The 14,396-nt window shown below is 67.3% G+C and carries 12 protein-coding genes; 4 read left to right on the top strand and 8 right to left on the bottom strand.

Translation table 11 applies throughout. The annotated features are described in order from the left end of the window. Positions 1-3 precede the first annotated feature (3 nt). From NFH66_RS05575 to NFH66_RS05565, 3 genes are read left to right on the top strand one after another with little or no spacing between them, the layout of a single operon-like run. Positions 4-840, top strand: a complete 837-nt coding sequence (locus NFH66_RS05575; protein WP_502878637.1) for an HlyD family secretion protein — start codon at positions 4-6, stop codon at positions 838-840. Further along, positions 837-3,566, top strand: coding sequence for a ribosome-associated ATPase/putative transporter RbbA (gene rbbA, locus NFH66_RS05570; protein ID WP_349608998.1), 2,730 nt, complete (start codon positions 837-839; stop codon positions 3,564-3,566). Before NFH66_RS05575 ends, rbbA begins: the two co-directional genes overlap by 4 nt. A 1-nt stretch (position 3,567) precedes the next feature. Continuing rightward, positions 3,568-4,683 (top strand): ABC transporter permease, encoded by a 1,116-nt coding sequence (locus NFH66_RS05565; RefSeq protein ID WP_349608996.1) that lies wholly within the window; start codon positions 3,568-3,570, stop codon positions 4,681-4,683. Positions 4,684-4,686: 3 nt separating this feature from the next. Here NFH66_RS05565 and NFH66_RS05560 read toward each other — a convergent pair whose 3' ends face one another. The 3 genes from NFH66_RS05560 to wrbA all read right to left on the bottom strand — a co-directional run bounded on the left by NFH66_RS05560 (position 4,687) and on the right by wrbA (position 7,571). Beyond that, positions 4,687-5,529: a fructosamine kinase family protein gene (locus NFH66_RS05560; protein ID WP_349608994.1), complete on the bottom strand. Its 843-nt coding sequence runs from the start codon at positions 5,527-5,529 to the stop codon at positions 4,687-4,689. A 161-nt stretch (positions 5,530-5,690) separates the two neighbouring features. Then, positions 5,691-6,686, bottom strand: a complete 996-nt coding sequence (locus NFH66_RS05555; RefSeq protein WP_349608992.1) for a lipid A deacylase LpxR family protein — start codon at positions 6,684-6,686, stop codon at positions 5,691-5,693. A gap of 279 nt (positions 6,687-6,965) precedes the next feature. Beyond that, positions 6,966-7,571 (bottom strand): NAD(P)H:quinone oxidoreductase, encoded by a 606-nt coding sequence (gene wrbA, locus NFH66_RS05550; protein WP_349608990.1) that lies wholly within the window; start codon positions 7,569-7,571, stop codon positions 6,966-6,968. Positions 7,572-7,835: 264 nt separating this feature from the next. Between wrbA and NFH66_RS05545 the strand changes: the two genes are divergently transcribed. Further along, entirely contained in the window at positions 7,836-8,147 is a 312-nt protein-coding gene (locus tag NFH66_RS05545; RefSeq protein WP_349608989.1) for a YqfO family protein, read from the top strand. Here the strand turns inward: NFH66_RS05545 and NFH66_RS05540 are convergent. The 5 genes from NFH66_RS05540 to NFH66_RS05520 all read right to left on the bottom strand — a co-directional run bounded on the left by NFH66_RS05540 (position 8,102) and on the right by NFH66_RS05520 (position 14,366). Then, positions 8,102-9,619: a mannitol dehydrogenase family protein gene (locus NFH66_RS05540; protein WP_349608987.1), complete on the bottom strand. Its 1,518-nt coding sequence runs from the start codon at positions 9,617-9,619 to the stop codon at positions 8,102-8,104. The genes NFH66_RS05545 and NFH66_RS05540 overlap by 46 nt on opposite strands. A gap of 107 nt (positions 9,620-9,726) precedes the next feature. Further along, a complete protein-coding gene (gene tal / locus NFH66_RS05535; RefSeq protein WP_349608986.1) occupies positions 9,727-10,677 on the bottom strand; it encodes a transaldolase in 951 nt (316 codons plus the stop codon). A 19-nt stretch (positions 10,678-10,696) separates the two neighbouring features. Continuing rightward, entirely contained in the window at positions 10,697-12,190 is a 1,494-nt protein-coding gene (gene xylB, locus NFH66_RS05530; protein WP_349608985.1) for a xylulokinase, read from the bottom strand. Beyond that, positions 12,190-13,677: a mannitol dehydrogenase family protein gene (locus NFH66_RS05525; RefSeq protein ID WP_349608984.1), complete on the bottom strand. Its 1,488-nt coding sequence runs from the start codon at positions 13,675-13,677 to the stop codon at positions 12,190-12,192. Before NFH66_RS05525 ends, xylB begins: the two co-directional genes overlap by 1 nt. Positions 13,678-13,727: 50 nt before the next feature. Then, positions 13,728-14,366: a nucleoside triphosphate hydrolase gene (locus tag NFH66_RS05520; protein ID WP_349608982.1), complete on the bottom strand. Its 639-nt coding sequence runs from the start codon at positions 14,364-14,366 to the stop codon at positions 13,728-13,730. Positions 14,367-14,396 lie beyond the last annotated feature (30 nt).

The following is a 14,396-nucleotide window of genomic DNA, read 5'->3' as shown; positions in this document are numbered from 1 at the left end:
CGCATGGATACCGCAACCCTGGAGGCCGAACTCGCCCAGGCCCAGGCCCAGCGGCGCCGCGCCGAGAATGCCCTGGAAACGGCCCGGGCCATGGTGGCACTCCGCGAGAGCGAGCTGAGCGCCGCCCAGGCGGTGGTCAGCCAGCGCCAGGCCGAGCTCGAAGCAGCGCGCAAGCGCTACGAGCGCGCCACCAGCCTGGTGGAGCGTAATGCCATCTCGCGACAGCAGTTCGACGACACCCTGGCCGCCTGGCAGAGCCAGCAGGCGGGCCTGGCCTCGGCGAATGCCCAGGTACTCTCCGCCCGTGCCGCCATCCGTGCCACCGAGTCACAGGTCATCGAGGCCCAGTCCCAGGTCGAGGCCAGTGAGGCGACCCTGACGCGTATCCAGGCCGACCTGGATGACAGCGTGCTGACGGCAGACCGCCTAGCCCGCGTGCAGTACCGGATCACCGAGCCCGGCGAGGTACTGGGGGCCGGGGGCAAGGTGCTCAACCTGGTCGATCTCACCAACGTTTACATGACCTTCTTCCTGCCCACCCGCGAAGCGGGCCGGGTGGCCATCGGCGACGAGGTCCGCCTGGTGCTGGACGCCGCGCCGGAATATGTGATCCCCGCGCGTGTCAGCTACGTGGCCAGCGTCGCCCAGTTCACCCCCAAGAGCGTGGAGACCGAGAGCGAGCGAGAGAAGCTGATGTTCCGCGTGCGCGCCAGGATCGATCCCGAACTGTTGCGCCGTCATATCGAACAGGTCAAGACCGGGCTGCCGGGCCTGGCCTACCTGAAGCTCGACGACGCAGCCAACTGGCCCGACACCCTCGAGATCCGAGTCACGCCATGAGTCCGCAGCAGGCAGCTCAGGTCGCCAGCATCGCGGGGGTAACCCAGCGCTACGGCGAAATCCTCGCCCTGGACAATATCAGTCTGGACCTTCCGGCCGGCCAGATGGTCGGCCTGATCGGCCCCGACGGGGTGGGCAAGTCCAGCCTGCTGGCGCTGCTCGCCGGGGCTCGACGCCTGCAGCAGGGTCAAATCGTGGTACTGGGCGGTGATATGCGCGATGCCCACCACCGGCGCCTGACCTGCCCGCGCATCGCCTATATGCCCCAGGGACTGGGCCGGAACCTCTACCCCACCCTATCGGTACGCGAAAATCTCGAGTTCTTCGGCAGGCTATTCGGTCAGGATGGCGCCGAACGGGATCGACGTATCGCGACACTGACCCGCGCCACGGGGCTGGTTTCCTTTACTGAGCGACCGGCGGCCAAGCTCTCCGGCGGCATGAAACAGAAGCTGGGGCTGTGCTGTGCGCTGATCCACGACCCAGACCTGTTGATTCTCGACGAACCCACCACCGGCGTCGACCCGCTATCACGCAGTCAGTTCTGGGCGCTGATCGCGGGCATCCGCAGAGCGCGCCCGGAAATGAGCGTGATCGTTGCCACCGCCTATATGGATGAGGCCCAGCACTTCGATCACCTGGTCGCCATGGATGCCGGCCGGCCACTGGCCAGCGGGTCGCCTGCAGAGTTACTGGAACGCACCGGGACGCACGATCTGGAGAACGCGTTCATCGGCTTGCTGCCCGAGGCGAGGCGCCGCCAGCATCACCCCATCAGCATCCCGCAACGCACCGCCAGCGACAGCATCGCCATCACGGCCCGCGGGCTGACCAAGCGCTTCGGCCACTTCACCGCCGTTGACAGCGTGGACTTCCGCATCGAGCGTGGTGAGATCTTCGGTTTCCTGGGCTCCAACGGCTGCGGCAAGAGCACCACCATGAAGATGCTCACCGGCCTGCTGCCGGCAAGCGAAGGCGAGGCCGAGCTGTTCGGCCAGCGGGTCGATCCCCGGGATCTGGCGACCCGACGCCGGGTGGGCTACATGTCCCAGGCATTTTCCCTGTATGGCGAGCTCAGTGTGCGCCAGAACCTCGCCCTGCACGCGCGGCTCTTCCATCTGCCCCAGGCCGAACACGAGGCGCGTATCGAGGAGATGCTCGAGCGCTTCGCATTGACAGTGGTTGCCGACAGCCTGTCGGGCGGGCTGCCGCTGGGCATTCGGCAGCGGCTCTCCCTGGCCGTGGCCGTGCTGCACCGCCCCGAGATCCTGATCCTCGACGAACCCACCTCCGGGGTCGATCCAGTGGCCAGGGATGCCTTCTGGCGCGAACTGGTCAGGCTCTCGCGGGAAGAGGGCGTGACCATCTTCATCTCCACCCACTTCATGAACGAGGCCCAACGCTGCGATCGGATCTCACTGATGCACGCGGGACGTGTACTGGCCTGTGACACTCCCGAGGCGCTGCGCAAAGAACGCGGCACCGACACCCTCGAGGAGGCCTTTATCGCCTGGCTCGAGGAGGCCTCCGACGAGCCTCCCGCCGACCTGCAGGCCACGCCCCGTGCAACCGGGTCGAACGCTCCCCAGCACGATCCGCCGGCCTTCAGTCTCAAGCGTCTTATGAGCTACGCCCGGCGGGAGAGCATGGAGCTGCGCCGCGACCCACTGCGCGGCATCCTGGCCCTGTTCGGCAGCGTACTGCTGATGTTCATCATCGGCTACGGCATCAGCCTGGATGTCGAGAACCTCGACTATGCGGTCCTCGACCACGACCAAACCACCACCAGCCAGGCCTATGCCCTCAACCTGTCCGGTTCGCGCTACTTCACCGAACGCCCGGCATTGACCAGCCAGGCCGAGATGGAGGCACGAATGCGCAGTGGCGATATCAGCCTGGCGGTGGAGATCCCACCCGGCTTCGGTCGTGACCTCAAGCGCGGCGCGGTTCCCGAGATTGCCTTCTGGATCGACGGTGCCATGCCCACCCGAGCCGATACCATCAAGGGCTACGCCCTGGGCCTGCACGCCCACTACCTGCAGACCCTGGCTCGCGAGTCGGGGGCACCCATGGCAACCCCGGGCGTGGAGATCGTCCTTCGCTATCGCTACAACCCAGAAGTGGAGAGCCTGCCCGCCATGGTGCCGGCGGTAATTCCACTGCTGCTGATGATGATTCCGGCAATGCTCACCGCGCTCGGCGTGGTGCGCGAGAAGGAGATGGGATCGATCACCAATTTCTATGTCACGCCGGTCACCCGTACCGAGTTCCTGCTCGGCAAGCAGCTGCCCTACGTGGCCATGGGCATGGTCAACTTCGTCACCCTGGTGGCACTTTCGGTTTGGGTCTTCAAGGTCCCCATCAGCGGCAGCCTGGCAACCCTTGGCCTGGCCGCCCTGCTCTATCTGCTGTGTGCCACCGGCCTGGGGTTGCTGATCTCATCGCTGCTGCGCAGCCAGATAGCTGCCATCTTCGGCACCGCGGTTCTCACCCTGATCCCAGCGGTGCAATTCTCGGGGATGCTCCACCCGGTCTCGGCCATGGAGGGCATCAGTGCCCTGGTCGGCCAGGCCTACCCCACCACGCACTTCCTGATCATCACACGGGGAGTATTCTCCAAGGCCCTGGGCTTCACCGAGCTGTGGCCCTACTTCGTGCCGCTGCTGGTGGCGATTCCGCTACTGACGCTGGCCAGCGTGGCCGGCCTGCGCGACCAGGAGAAATAAAATGCCATCACTGGGCAACATCCTGCAGCTGGGGATCAAGGAGCTGCGCAGCCTGGCCCGGGACCCGGCGATGGTACTTCTGATCCTCTATGCCTTCAGCCTGAGTATCCATACCAGCGCCACGGCCGTCCCCGAGTCGCCGCATCGCGCCACCGTCGGGGTGGTGAACGAAGACGCCTCGGCCCTCTCCTGGCGGCTGATGGACGCCCTGCAAATGCCCTACTTCCTCCCCCCTGAATCAATTACCCGGGAACAGATGGACACTGGCATGGATAGTGGTCGCTTTACCTTCACTCTGGACATTCCCCCCGACTTCCAGCGCGACCTGCTTGGTGGACGCGGTGCCGAAATCCAGCTCAACGTCGACGCCACCCAGGTCTCCCAGGCCTTTACCGGCGCCGGCCATATACAGCAGATCATGAACGCCGAGGTGGCCGAGTTCCTGGCCCGCCACCGCGCCGAACCGGTCATGCCGGTGGAGGCGGTGATACGCACCGCCTACAACCCCAACCTGGATCGTGCCTGGTTCGGTGCGATCAACTCGGTGATCGACCAGATCACCATGCTGTCGATCATCCTCACCGGGGCTGCGCTGATCCGCGAACGCGAGCACGGCACCATCGAGCACCTGCTGGTGATGCCGATCACGCCACTGGAGATCATGCTGGCCAAGGTATGGTCCATGGCCGCTGTAGTGCTGGTCGCCTCGGCGCTGGCCCTGCGCCTGGTAGTCCAGGGCTGGCTGGAGGTGCCGGTGCGAGGTTCGTTGGAACTGTTCCTGCTCGGCGCCGCTCTGCACCTTTTCGCCACCACCTCCATGGGCATCCTGTTCGGCACCCTGGCCCGATCGATGCCTCAGCTGGGCCTGCTGATCATCCTGGTGCTGATCCCACTGCAGATCCTCTCCGGTGGCATGACACCCCGCGAGAGCATGCCCGAGCTGGTGCAGCAGATCATGCTCGCTGCCCCCACCACCCACTTCATCCAACTGGCCCAGGCGGTGCTGTTCCGCGGCGCCGGGGTCGCGGTTATCTGGCCCCAGTTGCTGGCCCTGGCCGCCATCGGTGCCGGCTTCTTCGTGATTGCCCTGTCACGCCTGCGTCGCTCGCTGCAGTAACATTCACGATATGCCGGCCTCCAGCCGCGCTACCGCACGTTCCACGGCTCCACGATAGCCACCGCCGAACAGCAGCAGGTGGTTGAGCAGCGGGTAGAGCTGGAACAGCGTCTCGCGTCGCGGCCACTCCCCTGGCGGCTCGCCATCCCAGTAGGCCTCAAGGAAGGCCTCGCCCGGCGCACCAAACAGGGTCAGCATCGCCAGGTCCACCTCCGGATAGTGGCGATAGACCGCCGGGTCGATCAGCGCGGGCCCCGACGGCGTGAAGAGCACGTTGCCCGACCACAGGTCACCATGCACCAGGCTCGCCGGGGCGTCAGGCAGCCATGCCTCCAGGCCGTGGGCGATGGCCTCCACCCGGGCGCGCAATCGATGATCGAGTAGACCTTTCGCATGGCACGCCTCGGCCAGCGGCAGCAGCCGACGCTCGCGCTGGAAGGCACGGCCATCGGAGAGCGGCGCATTGGGCTGGGGAGTCCGCCCGCAGGCGTTGTCGCAAGGCCAGCCATGGGGCTCGCCGGTAGCCTCATGCAACCGTCGCAATCCCTCGCCCAGGGCCACCGGATCACGGCGACCGGGTGCCACCTCAAGCGCCTCCATCACCAGCCAGCCATCGCCTTCGGCCAGTACCTCTGGCACCACCAACCCAGAGCCTGCCGCAGCCAGGGCACGCAGCCCATCGGCCTCACCCGCCAGGCGCTCGGCGGCGTCGCGCTTGACCACCACCTCGCCACAGTCGGTGGCCAGGCGATAGACCGCGGCGATATCGCCACCCGAGAGGGGCTCGAGCCCACCTCTCGGCGTCAGCCCGGCTGCGGCCAGGCAACTCTGCAGACTCGACTCCATACGTTTCTCCCACTGTGGCCAGGAGCATCAGGCTTGCCGTCGTGGCGATGGGCGTCAAGGGGCGGCGTCTTCCTGATGATCGACCTGTCGCGGCCGCGTCGCTCGCTGCAGTGAGGGGCTTACGCCAACACCGCCGCTTCGGACTTATCGATGGCGACCGTTCAGAACCAGCGCGACAGGGTGAGCGACCCGAAGGCGTGGTGGGCATTCTGGGAGGCAAATTCCTTGGTGCGCCAGGCGTGAGCCAAGGAGAGCTGCCAGCGATCCCAGGACAGCGCCACGCCACTCAAGGCATCCCCCACCCACTCCTCGCGATCCACCGAGTGGCTATCCTCGAAGGTATTGCCGTCGAGCAGCAGGTTGTGGGCCATGTAGCGCCCCTCCAGAGAGGCGAAGGCACTCCAGTTGAAGTCCTGGTCGGGTCGAAAGTATGACCAGCCGCCCTGGGCCGGGGCGATGGCCGGGATGCCGAAGCTGGCATCGAGGTTGGAGCCGAGACGCAACCCGAGGCCCGAGGCGGCGTAGGTATAGAGGTTACCCAACGCGAAGCCCAGCCGGGGTCCGTACTCCAGGTCGAGCCCCGCCACTGAAGTGCGATCGATCCAGGCGTGCTTGTAGGCCAGGTTGACCACCGGCTCGTTATTCAGCTGATGATCCCAGCCACGCGGCTCGTCGGTGGCGATGAACTCGTGAAACTCGCGCTGGAGGACCTCGGCACCCGAGGCCGGCCCCACCATCCCCACGTCCAGGTTGAGGTTCCTCGCCTCGCGCCAGCCAGCGTGGCGAATGTTGTCGAACAGCGAGATTCCCCCCAGCAGCACCCCCGCATAGGGGCGGTCGTCCTCGACCAGCCGGGGGATACGGATCTCCTCGGGGGTATACATCTGGTGCGTCAGGCGATAAGCGCCTCCATCCACGCCGTCACGATCCCACCCCGGCAACACAGCAGCGAGGTCGCGCAGCCAATGGGCGTCATCCAGCTCGAAGGACAAGGTGAGCTCCACACCGTTGGTGTAGTGGCCATCATCCCCCTCATAGGAATAGCTGTCGTTCTCGGATTTTATCGTCAGCAACCCCTTTGTGGGTTGCTGCGCATGCGCAAGCGAAGTCAACCCAAACAGCACCCCACCCAATACCCAGGCTCGTACCTGCACCATGCGAAACCCTTACATACAAACAAGAATGTATTTATCGGGAATAATAAAGCAACCAATGGCCCAGTCAACGAGAAACACCCGACGCTCCCCAGGCGCCACTCTCCCTGCCGTTCCTGGGTCGGAAAGGCCTGCTGCTCGTAGCCGGGCGCGATACCGGGTTGCCGCGGCCCGATCCAGATCCGCAGGAAATGGAGCTCCATGGTAAAAAGGCGGCAAGGCCCGCGATACGGGTCCTTGCCGACGGGTGACATCAGAGGTGGCTGGATTGCGGTGGTGGAATCAGGCGTTGGCCTTGAGCCTGGCCGCGACCCTGGCCACGGTCTCGCCCTGGAAGCGGGCGATGGCCAGCTCGCGGTCATCGGGCTGGCGCGAGCCATCTCCCCCGGCGATGGTAGAGGCGCCATAGGGCGTCCCGCCGCCGACCTGGGAGATATCGAACAGTTCAGGGGTGGCATAGCCGAGCGGCACGATGATCATCCCGTGATGGGCCAGGGTGGTCCAAGTCGAGGCGATGGTCATCTCCTCGCCGCCACCGGTACCGGTGGAGGTGAAGACGCTGGCCACCTTGCCCACCAGGTCGCCGTTGGCCCACAGGCCACCGGTCTGGTCGAGGAAGGTACGCATCTGGCCGGCCATGTTGCCGAAACGCGTAGGCGTGCCGAAGATGATCGCGTCGTAGTCGGCCAGTTCCTTGGGAGACGCCTCCGGAGCCTGTTGGTCAGACTTGCCCCCCGCTGCCTTCAAGGCCTCCGGAGCCATGGTTTCCGGCACACGCTTCACCGTCACCTCAACGCCATCCACCTGGCGCGCGCCGTCGGCAACGCTTTTCGCCATGGTCTCGATATGGCCGTACATGGAGTAATAAAGAACAAGAACCTTGGTCATGGGCTGTATCTCTTGAGGAGTCAGGTTACGAGTTTTCGATTGACCGAGCACACGAACAAGCGTCTCGGTCAGTGATGCCAACGCCATGGAGCGCCGCCAATGAACCGGCAGGGCTTAGCGCACTCGAATGGCCAAGCCTGGCCCATGTAAATTAGCAGCGGGCCAAGCCACTGCTGTTGAATTATTCACACGTGATGCGAGATATTTTTTGGCGCATGAGACCAGCGGTCCACTGCAGATGGCAGGCATCAAGGGAGAGCGATCATGTACAAACTAGCCTTCTTCGTCCCCGCAGAGGATGCCGAGGCGGTCAAGGAGGCGGTGTTCGCCACCGGCGCCGGGCGCATCGGTGACTACGAGGCGTGCTGTTTCCAGACCCGGGGCACGGGCCAGTTTCGCCCCCTGGAGGGCGCCGACCCGCATATCGGCCGGGTCGGCGACCTGGAGCGGGTGGAGGAGTTCAAGGTGGAGCTGGTCTGCGAGGATGCGCTGATCCGCGAGGCAATCGCGGCGCTGAAGCGTGCCCACCCCTACGAGGAGCCGGCCTTCGATGTCTGGCGGCTGGAGACGCTGTGATCGCCATGGTCGCGGTAGCGCCGAATCGCTGCCCGTGGCCCCTGGCGCTCGATGGTCGCCAGCCAGCCGGCGAAGGCGTCTCGTAGCCCGTACTCGTCTCCCAGGTCGTGGAACACCTCGCGGATCCCCAGGAAGGCGAGGGGCGACGCGGTAGCTTTCCGGGCCGCCGACCTCAGGCGTGAGGCCAAGGGGTCGGCGAGTGGGGGCATCCCGGGAGTGTCGTCGGCCACGCGGCAATAGTGGCACCATAGCGCCAGCTCGAGGGCGAGCCCCGCCACGGAGAGGCCCCGACCCAGGGCGTCGCGGAGCGCCGGCAGGATGAACTTGGGCTGGCGAGTCGAGCCGTTGGCACACAGCCGCGAGATGGTGTCGCCGATCTCGGGGTTGCACAGACGCTCCATGACCCGTGCCCGGTAGGCGGTGTAGTCCACGCCAGCGACCGGATGCAGTCCGGGCAAGATCTCGCGGGTTTGCAGCGCCTCCAGCCAGTCGCGGATATCCCGGTCCGCCATGGCGTGATGGACGAGGCGATACCCCAACAGGGCCCCGACATAGGCGATGCTGGCGTGCCCAGCATTGAGGATCCGCAGCTTCATCGTCTCGTAATGGGACACATCGTCGACCAGTTCGACGCCGACCTTCTCCAGCGGCGGGCGACCGGCACAGAAGCGGTCCTCTACCACCCACTGGCGGAAGGGCTCGCACACCACCGGGGCGGCATCCTCGATACCGAAGCGTTGGCTGACCAGTGCCCGCTCCCGCTCGGTCGTACGCGGCGTGATGCAGTCGACCATCGAGTTGGGAAACGCCACCTCCCCCATGATCCAGGCGGCCAGGTCAGGGTCGAGGCGTTCGGCCATACCAGTGACCGCGTGGCGTGCCACGTCGCCATTGCCGGGGAGGTTGTCGCAGGAGAGCACGGTGAAAGGCGAGTGCCCTCTTGCCCGGCGATCGGCCAGTGCCCTGAGGATCATGCCGAAGAGGGTCCGGGGATGCCTCGGATCCGCAATGTCGGCCAGAATCAGCGGGTGGCGGACATCGAACCGTCCGGTGGCGGCATCGAGAAAGTAGCCCCCCTCGGTGATGGTCAGAGAGACGATGCGAATACGCGGGTCGGCTAATGTCTTGACGATGGCCGACGGCACCACGGGAACGAAATCGACCATGGCCCCCACCACCCGCGCCGCCGCCCCCTCGGGCTCGAGATCGACCACGGTGGAGAGCCAGTCCTGTGCGTGCAGGCGCCGACGCATCCGCTCATCGGCGGGCATCACGCCGGCACCGATGACCGCCCAGTCATGGGCCTCGCCATGCGCGAAGAGGCGATCCAGGTAGGTCGCCATGTGTGAGCGATGGAAGTTGCCCAGGCCGATATGCAGGACTCCGGGGCGCAATCGCCGCCGATCGTAGGCCGGCACACGAACCGCTGGGCCGACGGCGGCAAGCGTCTTCTGCGAGAGTGGCACCCCCATCGGCTCTACTCCGGGCCTTTCAGCGGGATAGGCGACATTGGTCGACAGTATTATCGTCCCTGCAAGCCGGCGGCGCACCCACGCTCAGGCGACTCGACCACCCGCCGTCACCCCAGCCGCTCGGCGAGGCGCGCCTCCAGGGTGCGCTGGTCCTCGTCGAAGCGGCGGATGCCCTCGGCCAGTTTGTCGTTGGCCATGGCATCCTGGTTGTGACCCCAGCGGAAGGCGGGCTCGTCGAGCGGCGCGGGACGTTCGCCGGCGGCAGGGATCTCCACCCCCCGGGCGACCTCGCCCTCCTCGGCCGCCAACTCCTCGAGCAGCGCCGGCGAGATGGTCAGGCGCGGGCAGCCGGCCAGCGCCAGCACCTGGCCGACGGTGCGGAAGCTCGCCCCCATCACCACGGTGGCATAGCCGCCGCGGCCGACCCGCTCGCAGACCCCGCGCACGAAGCGCACGCCCGGGTCCTCCTCGGGGGCATAGTCACGGCCGGTCGCCTGCTTGTACCAGTCGGTGACCCGGCCGACGAAGGGCGAGACCAGGAAGACCCCGGCGTCGAAGCAAGCCTGGGCCTGGGCCTCGCTGAACAGCAGGGTCAGGTTGCACTGGATGCCGTCGCGTTCCAGTACCTCTGCGGCGCGGATGCCTTCCCAGGTAGAGGCGAGCTTGATCAGCACGCGATCGCGGCCCACGCCGCGCCTGTCGTAGAGCTCCACCAGCTCGTGGGCCTTGCGGATACTGGCCTGGGTGTCGAAGGAGAGCCGCGCGGCCACCTCGGTGGAGACCCGCCCCGGGACGCGCTTGGCGATCTCCGCGCCCTTGGCCACGGCGAGGCGATCCACGGCATGCTCGAGGCGCGCCTGGGGGTCCCGGAACTCGCCCTTGACGGCGGCGAGCTCTGCGTCGATCAACGCCTGGTAGCCCGGCATGTCGAAGGCTTTGAGCAGCAGCGAGGGATTGGTGGTGGCGTCGTGGGGCCGGTAGCGCTCGATGGCGTCCAGGTCACCGGTGTCGGCGACCACCAGGGAGTGCGTCTTCAGGGAGTCGAGTCGTGTGGTCATGCGGTTCCTCCGGAAAGGTTCAGTGAGTGCCATGGCGTTCGGCCAGGCGCCGGCGATAGCAGGCGTAGACCTCGCGGTAGGCGGCGACGCCGGCCGGGTCGGGCTCGGCCCGGGAGGCCTCGTCGAGGTGCACCAGGCGCGCGCAGAGGTCGGCCAGCTCGCCGCCGCCCGACTGGAACTGATGATGACACCAGGCCGCCTGCAGGGCGGCGCCCAGGGCCGCGGCGTCGGCGATCTCGGGGCAGATCACCCGGCTGCCGGTGACGTCGGCGACCATCTGCCGCCACACCGGGCTGCGCGAGCCGCCACCGATCAGGCGAATTTCGTGCAGCCCCTCGGCCAGCGAGCCGAACTGCTCCAGGCCGTAGCGCAGGCCCAGGGTGGCGCCCTCCACCACCGCCCGGCACAGGTTGGCCTGGGTGGTGTTGACGCTGGTCAGGCCGTCGAGGCTGGCGGTGGCCTCGGGCAGCATGGGCACCCGCTCGCCGTTGAAGAAGGGCAGCAGGGAGACCCCCTCGGCGCCGATGGGCGCGGCCGCCACCCGCTCGCCGAAGCTCGCCAGGTCGAGACCGAACAGCTCGCGGATCCGCGTGGTCGCCGAGGTCACGTTCATGGTGCAGACCAGCGGCAGCCAGCCGCCGTGGCTGGCGCAGAAGTTGGCCACCATGGCGCTGTCGGGCACCACCGGCTCGGGGGAGTGGGCGCAGATGGTGCCCGAGGTGCCGAGGCTCAGAGTCACCAGGCCCGGGCGGATGTTGCCGGTGCCGATGGCGCCGAGCATATTGTCGCCGCCCCCGCTCGACACCAGCACATCGTCGGCCAGCCCCAGCTCGCGGGCCACCTCGGGGCGCACGGTGCCGGCCGGTTCATGGGCCTCGATCAGCCGCGGCAGCACCCGCTCGGCGTCGAGCTCCGGGGCGATCTCGGTCAGGACGTCGTGGCGCCAGCGCCGCGTGCGGGTGTCGAAGTAGCCGGTGCCGGAGGCATCGCCGGCCTCGGCCACCCGCTCGCCGGTGAGCCAGAAGTTGAGGTAGTCGTGGGGCAGCAGCAGGGTGGCGATGCGCGCATAGGCCTCGGGCCGGGTGTGACGCAGCCAGGCGATCTTGGAGGCGGTGTAGCCGGTCTGCAGCACCAGGCCGAGCCGGTCGAGGCAGCCCGCCTCGCCGCCCAGGCGCTGGATCAGCTCGGCGTTCCAGGCCGCGGTCTCGGTATCGCACCACAGCTTGGCCGGATGCACCGCCTCGCCGGCAGCGTCCAGGGCCACCAGGCCGTGCTGCTGGCCGGAGACGCCGATGGCGCGGATCGCCCGACGGTCGATGCCGGTCATCGCCAGCACCTCATCGAAGGCGCCACGCAGCGCCGCGATCCACTCGCCGGGGTCCTGCTCGCGGCGGCCGCCCTCCCCCTCGTCCAGGCGGTGCGGCCGGCTCGCCTCGCCGAGGACCCGCGCGCGGTCGACATCGACCACCACCACCTTGGTGCTCTGGGTCCCGCAGTCCACGCCGATGTACATCAAGCCTCTCCTCGTGTCGTCACCAGTGCCTCCAGTGTGGCACGGCTGCCGCCTTCGTGAAGCGAGGTCAGGGCCGACAGGTAGGCCTCGCGGAAGCGGGGGTCCTCGGCCAGGTCGCCGAACAGTTCGCGATTCTCGATAAAGGCGGTGGGCCGGATGCAATTCTCGGCGGCGATGGCCATCAATTCCTCCCTGAGACGATCCACCACCGCGATGGGTTCGCCCCGCTCGTCGACGCCCTCGGCGTAGCGCGCCCAGCTGGCCACCACCGCCGCGCTGCGCCGGATCTCGCCGCCCCGGGCCAGTTGCTCGCGGATCACCGGCACCAGCCACTTGGGAATGCGATCCGAGCTCTCGGCGCACAGCCGCGCCAGGGTGTCCTTCACCTCGGGGTTGGCGAAGCGCTCGATCAAGGTCAGGCGATAGTCCTCCAGGTCGATGCCAGGCACCGGGGCCAGGGTCGGCGAGCCCTCGAGGCGCATGTAGTCGAGCAGGAAGTCGACGAACAGCGGGTCCCGGCACACCTCGTGGGCATAGCGATAGCCGGCCAGGGTGCCGAAGTAGCACAGCGCCTGATGGCTGGCGTTGAGCAGGCGCAGCTTCATCAGCTCATAGGGCACCACGTCGTCCACCAGCTGCACCCCGGCCATCTCCAGCGGCGGGCGGCCGGCGACGAAGCGATCCTCCAGTACCCACTGGGTGAAGGGCTCGCAGACCACCGGCCAGGCGTCCTCGACATCGAAGCGTTCGCTCAGCTCGGCGATGTCGGACTCGGCGGTCACCGGGGTGATGCGGTCCACCATGGCGTTGGGGAAGGCCACCTCGGCGGCGATCCACGCGGCCAGTTCGGGATCCCGCGCCCGGGCATAGGCGGTGAAGGTCTCTTTCGCCACCTCGCCGTTGCCCTGGATATTGTCGCAGGACATCAGGGTGAAGGGCGGGATGCCGCGCTCGCGGCGACGCGCCAGGCCCTCGACGATCAGCCCGAAGGTCGTCTTCGGCGCCTCGGGATGGGCCAGGTCGTGGCGGATGTCGGGATTCTCCAGGTCGAACTCGCCGGAGACCGGATGGAAGTTGTAGCCGCCCTCGGTGACGGTCAGCGAGACGATGCGGATCGCCGGATCGGCGAGGCGTTCCACCACTCCCGCCGGGTCGTCGGGGGCGAACAGATAATCCACCAGGCTGCCGATGACTCGCGGCTCGCGGCGGCCGTCGGGGTGCTTGATCACCAGGGTGAAGAGGTGGTCCTGGGCGGCCAGGACCTCCCGCATGCGGCGGTCGCCGGGCATCACCCCGACGCCGACGATGCCCCAGTCCAGCGCCTCGCCGCGATTCATCAGCGCATCCAGGTACATGGCCTGGTGGGCGCGGTGGAAGCCGCCGACCCCGAAGTGGACGATGCCGGGGGTGACGGCGCCGCGATCATAGCTCGGCGTGGCGACCTCGGGGGCCAGTCGGCCCAGGTTGGCGTTGTTGAGTCGGGTCATGATGGGTCTCCTGCCGAGTCGCGCTCGGCGTGTCGGCCCGTGGCACGGCGTCAGCGCCACACCAGGTCGGGCGGGATGGATGTGGTCTTGACCAGGCGGGCGTTGGGCATGTCCTTGTCCAGGGCCTTGCGGCGTGCCCCCTCGGCGTCCTGGCCCATGGCCAGCCAGCGCTCGATCAGGCGCTGCTCCAGGATCGCGTCGTCCACGTCGAGCATCACGCGCAGGTCGAAGAGGTCATGCAGGGCGCGCCAGGGTCCCTGGTCGAGCAGCAGGTAGTTGCCCTCGACGATGACGATGCGGTGCTCGAGAGAGACCAGCCGCCCCCCGGCACGGGCCAGGTCCAGGGGCCGGTCGAACACCGGCACGGCGATGCTGCGATCGCTGCGGCGAATGCGTTCCAGGTCGTGCTTGAGCCCATCGCAGTCGAAGGTCTCCGGCGCCCCTTTCACGGGTACCAGCCCCTGGAGCTCGAGCACGGCGTTGTCGTAGTGGTAGCCGTCCATGGGGACCACCACCACCTGCCCCGGCAGTGCCTCGTCGATGGCCTGGAAGAGCTGCTCCGAGCGATGGGACTTGCCGGCACCCGGCGACCCGGCCAGGGCCACCAGAAAGCGATCGTGACCGTCGGCGGCATCGATGACCCGCCGGGTCACTTCGTCCAACGAATCGACATGGGGAACGGAACTCATGGCGCCTCTCCGGGCATGAACTGGATACGT

This window comes from Halomonas sp. H10-9-1, assembly GCF_040147005.1.
Lineage (GTDB): Bacteria > Pseudomonadota > Gammaproteobacteria > Pseudomonadales > Halomonadaceae > Halomonas.
The sequence above is the reverse complement of the archived record's forward strand: the minus strand, read 5'-3'. Positions and strand labels throughout refer to the sequence as shown.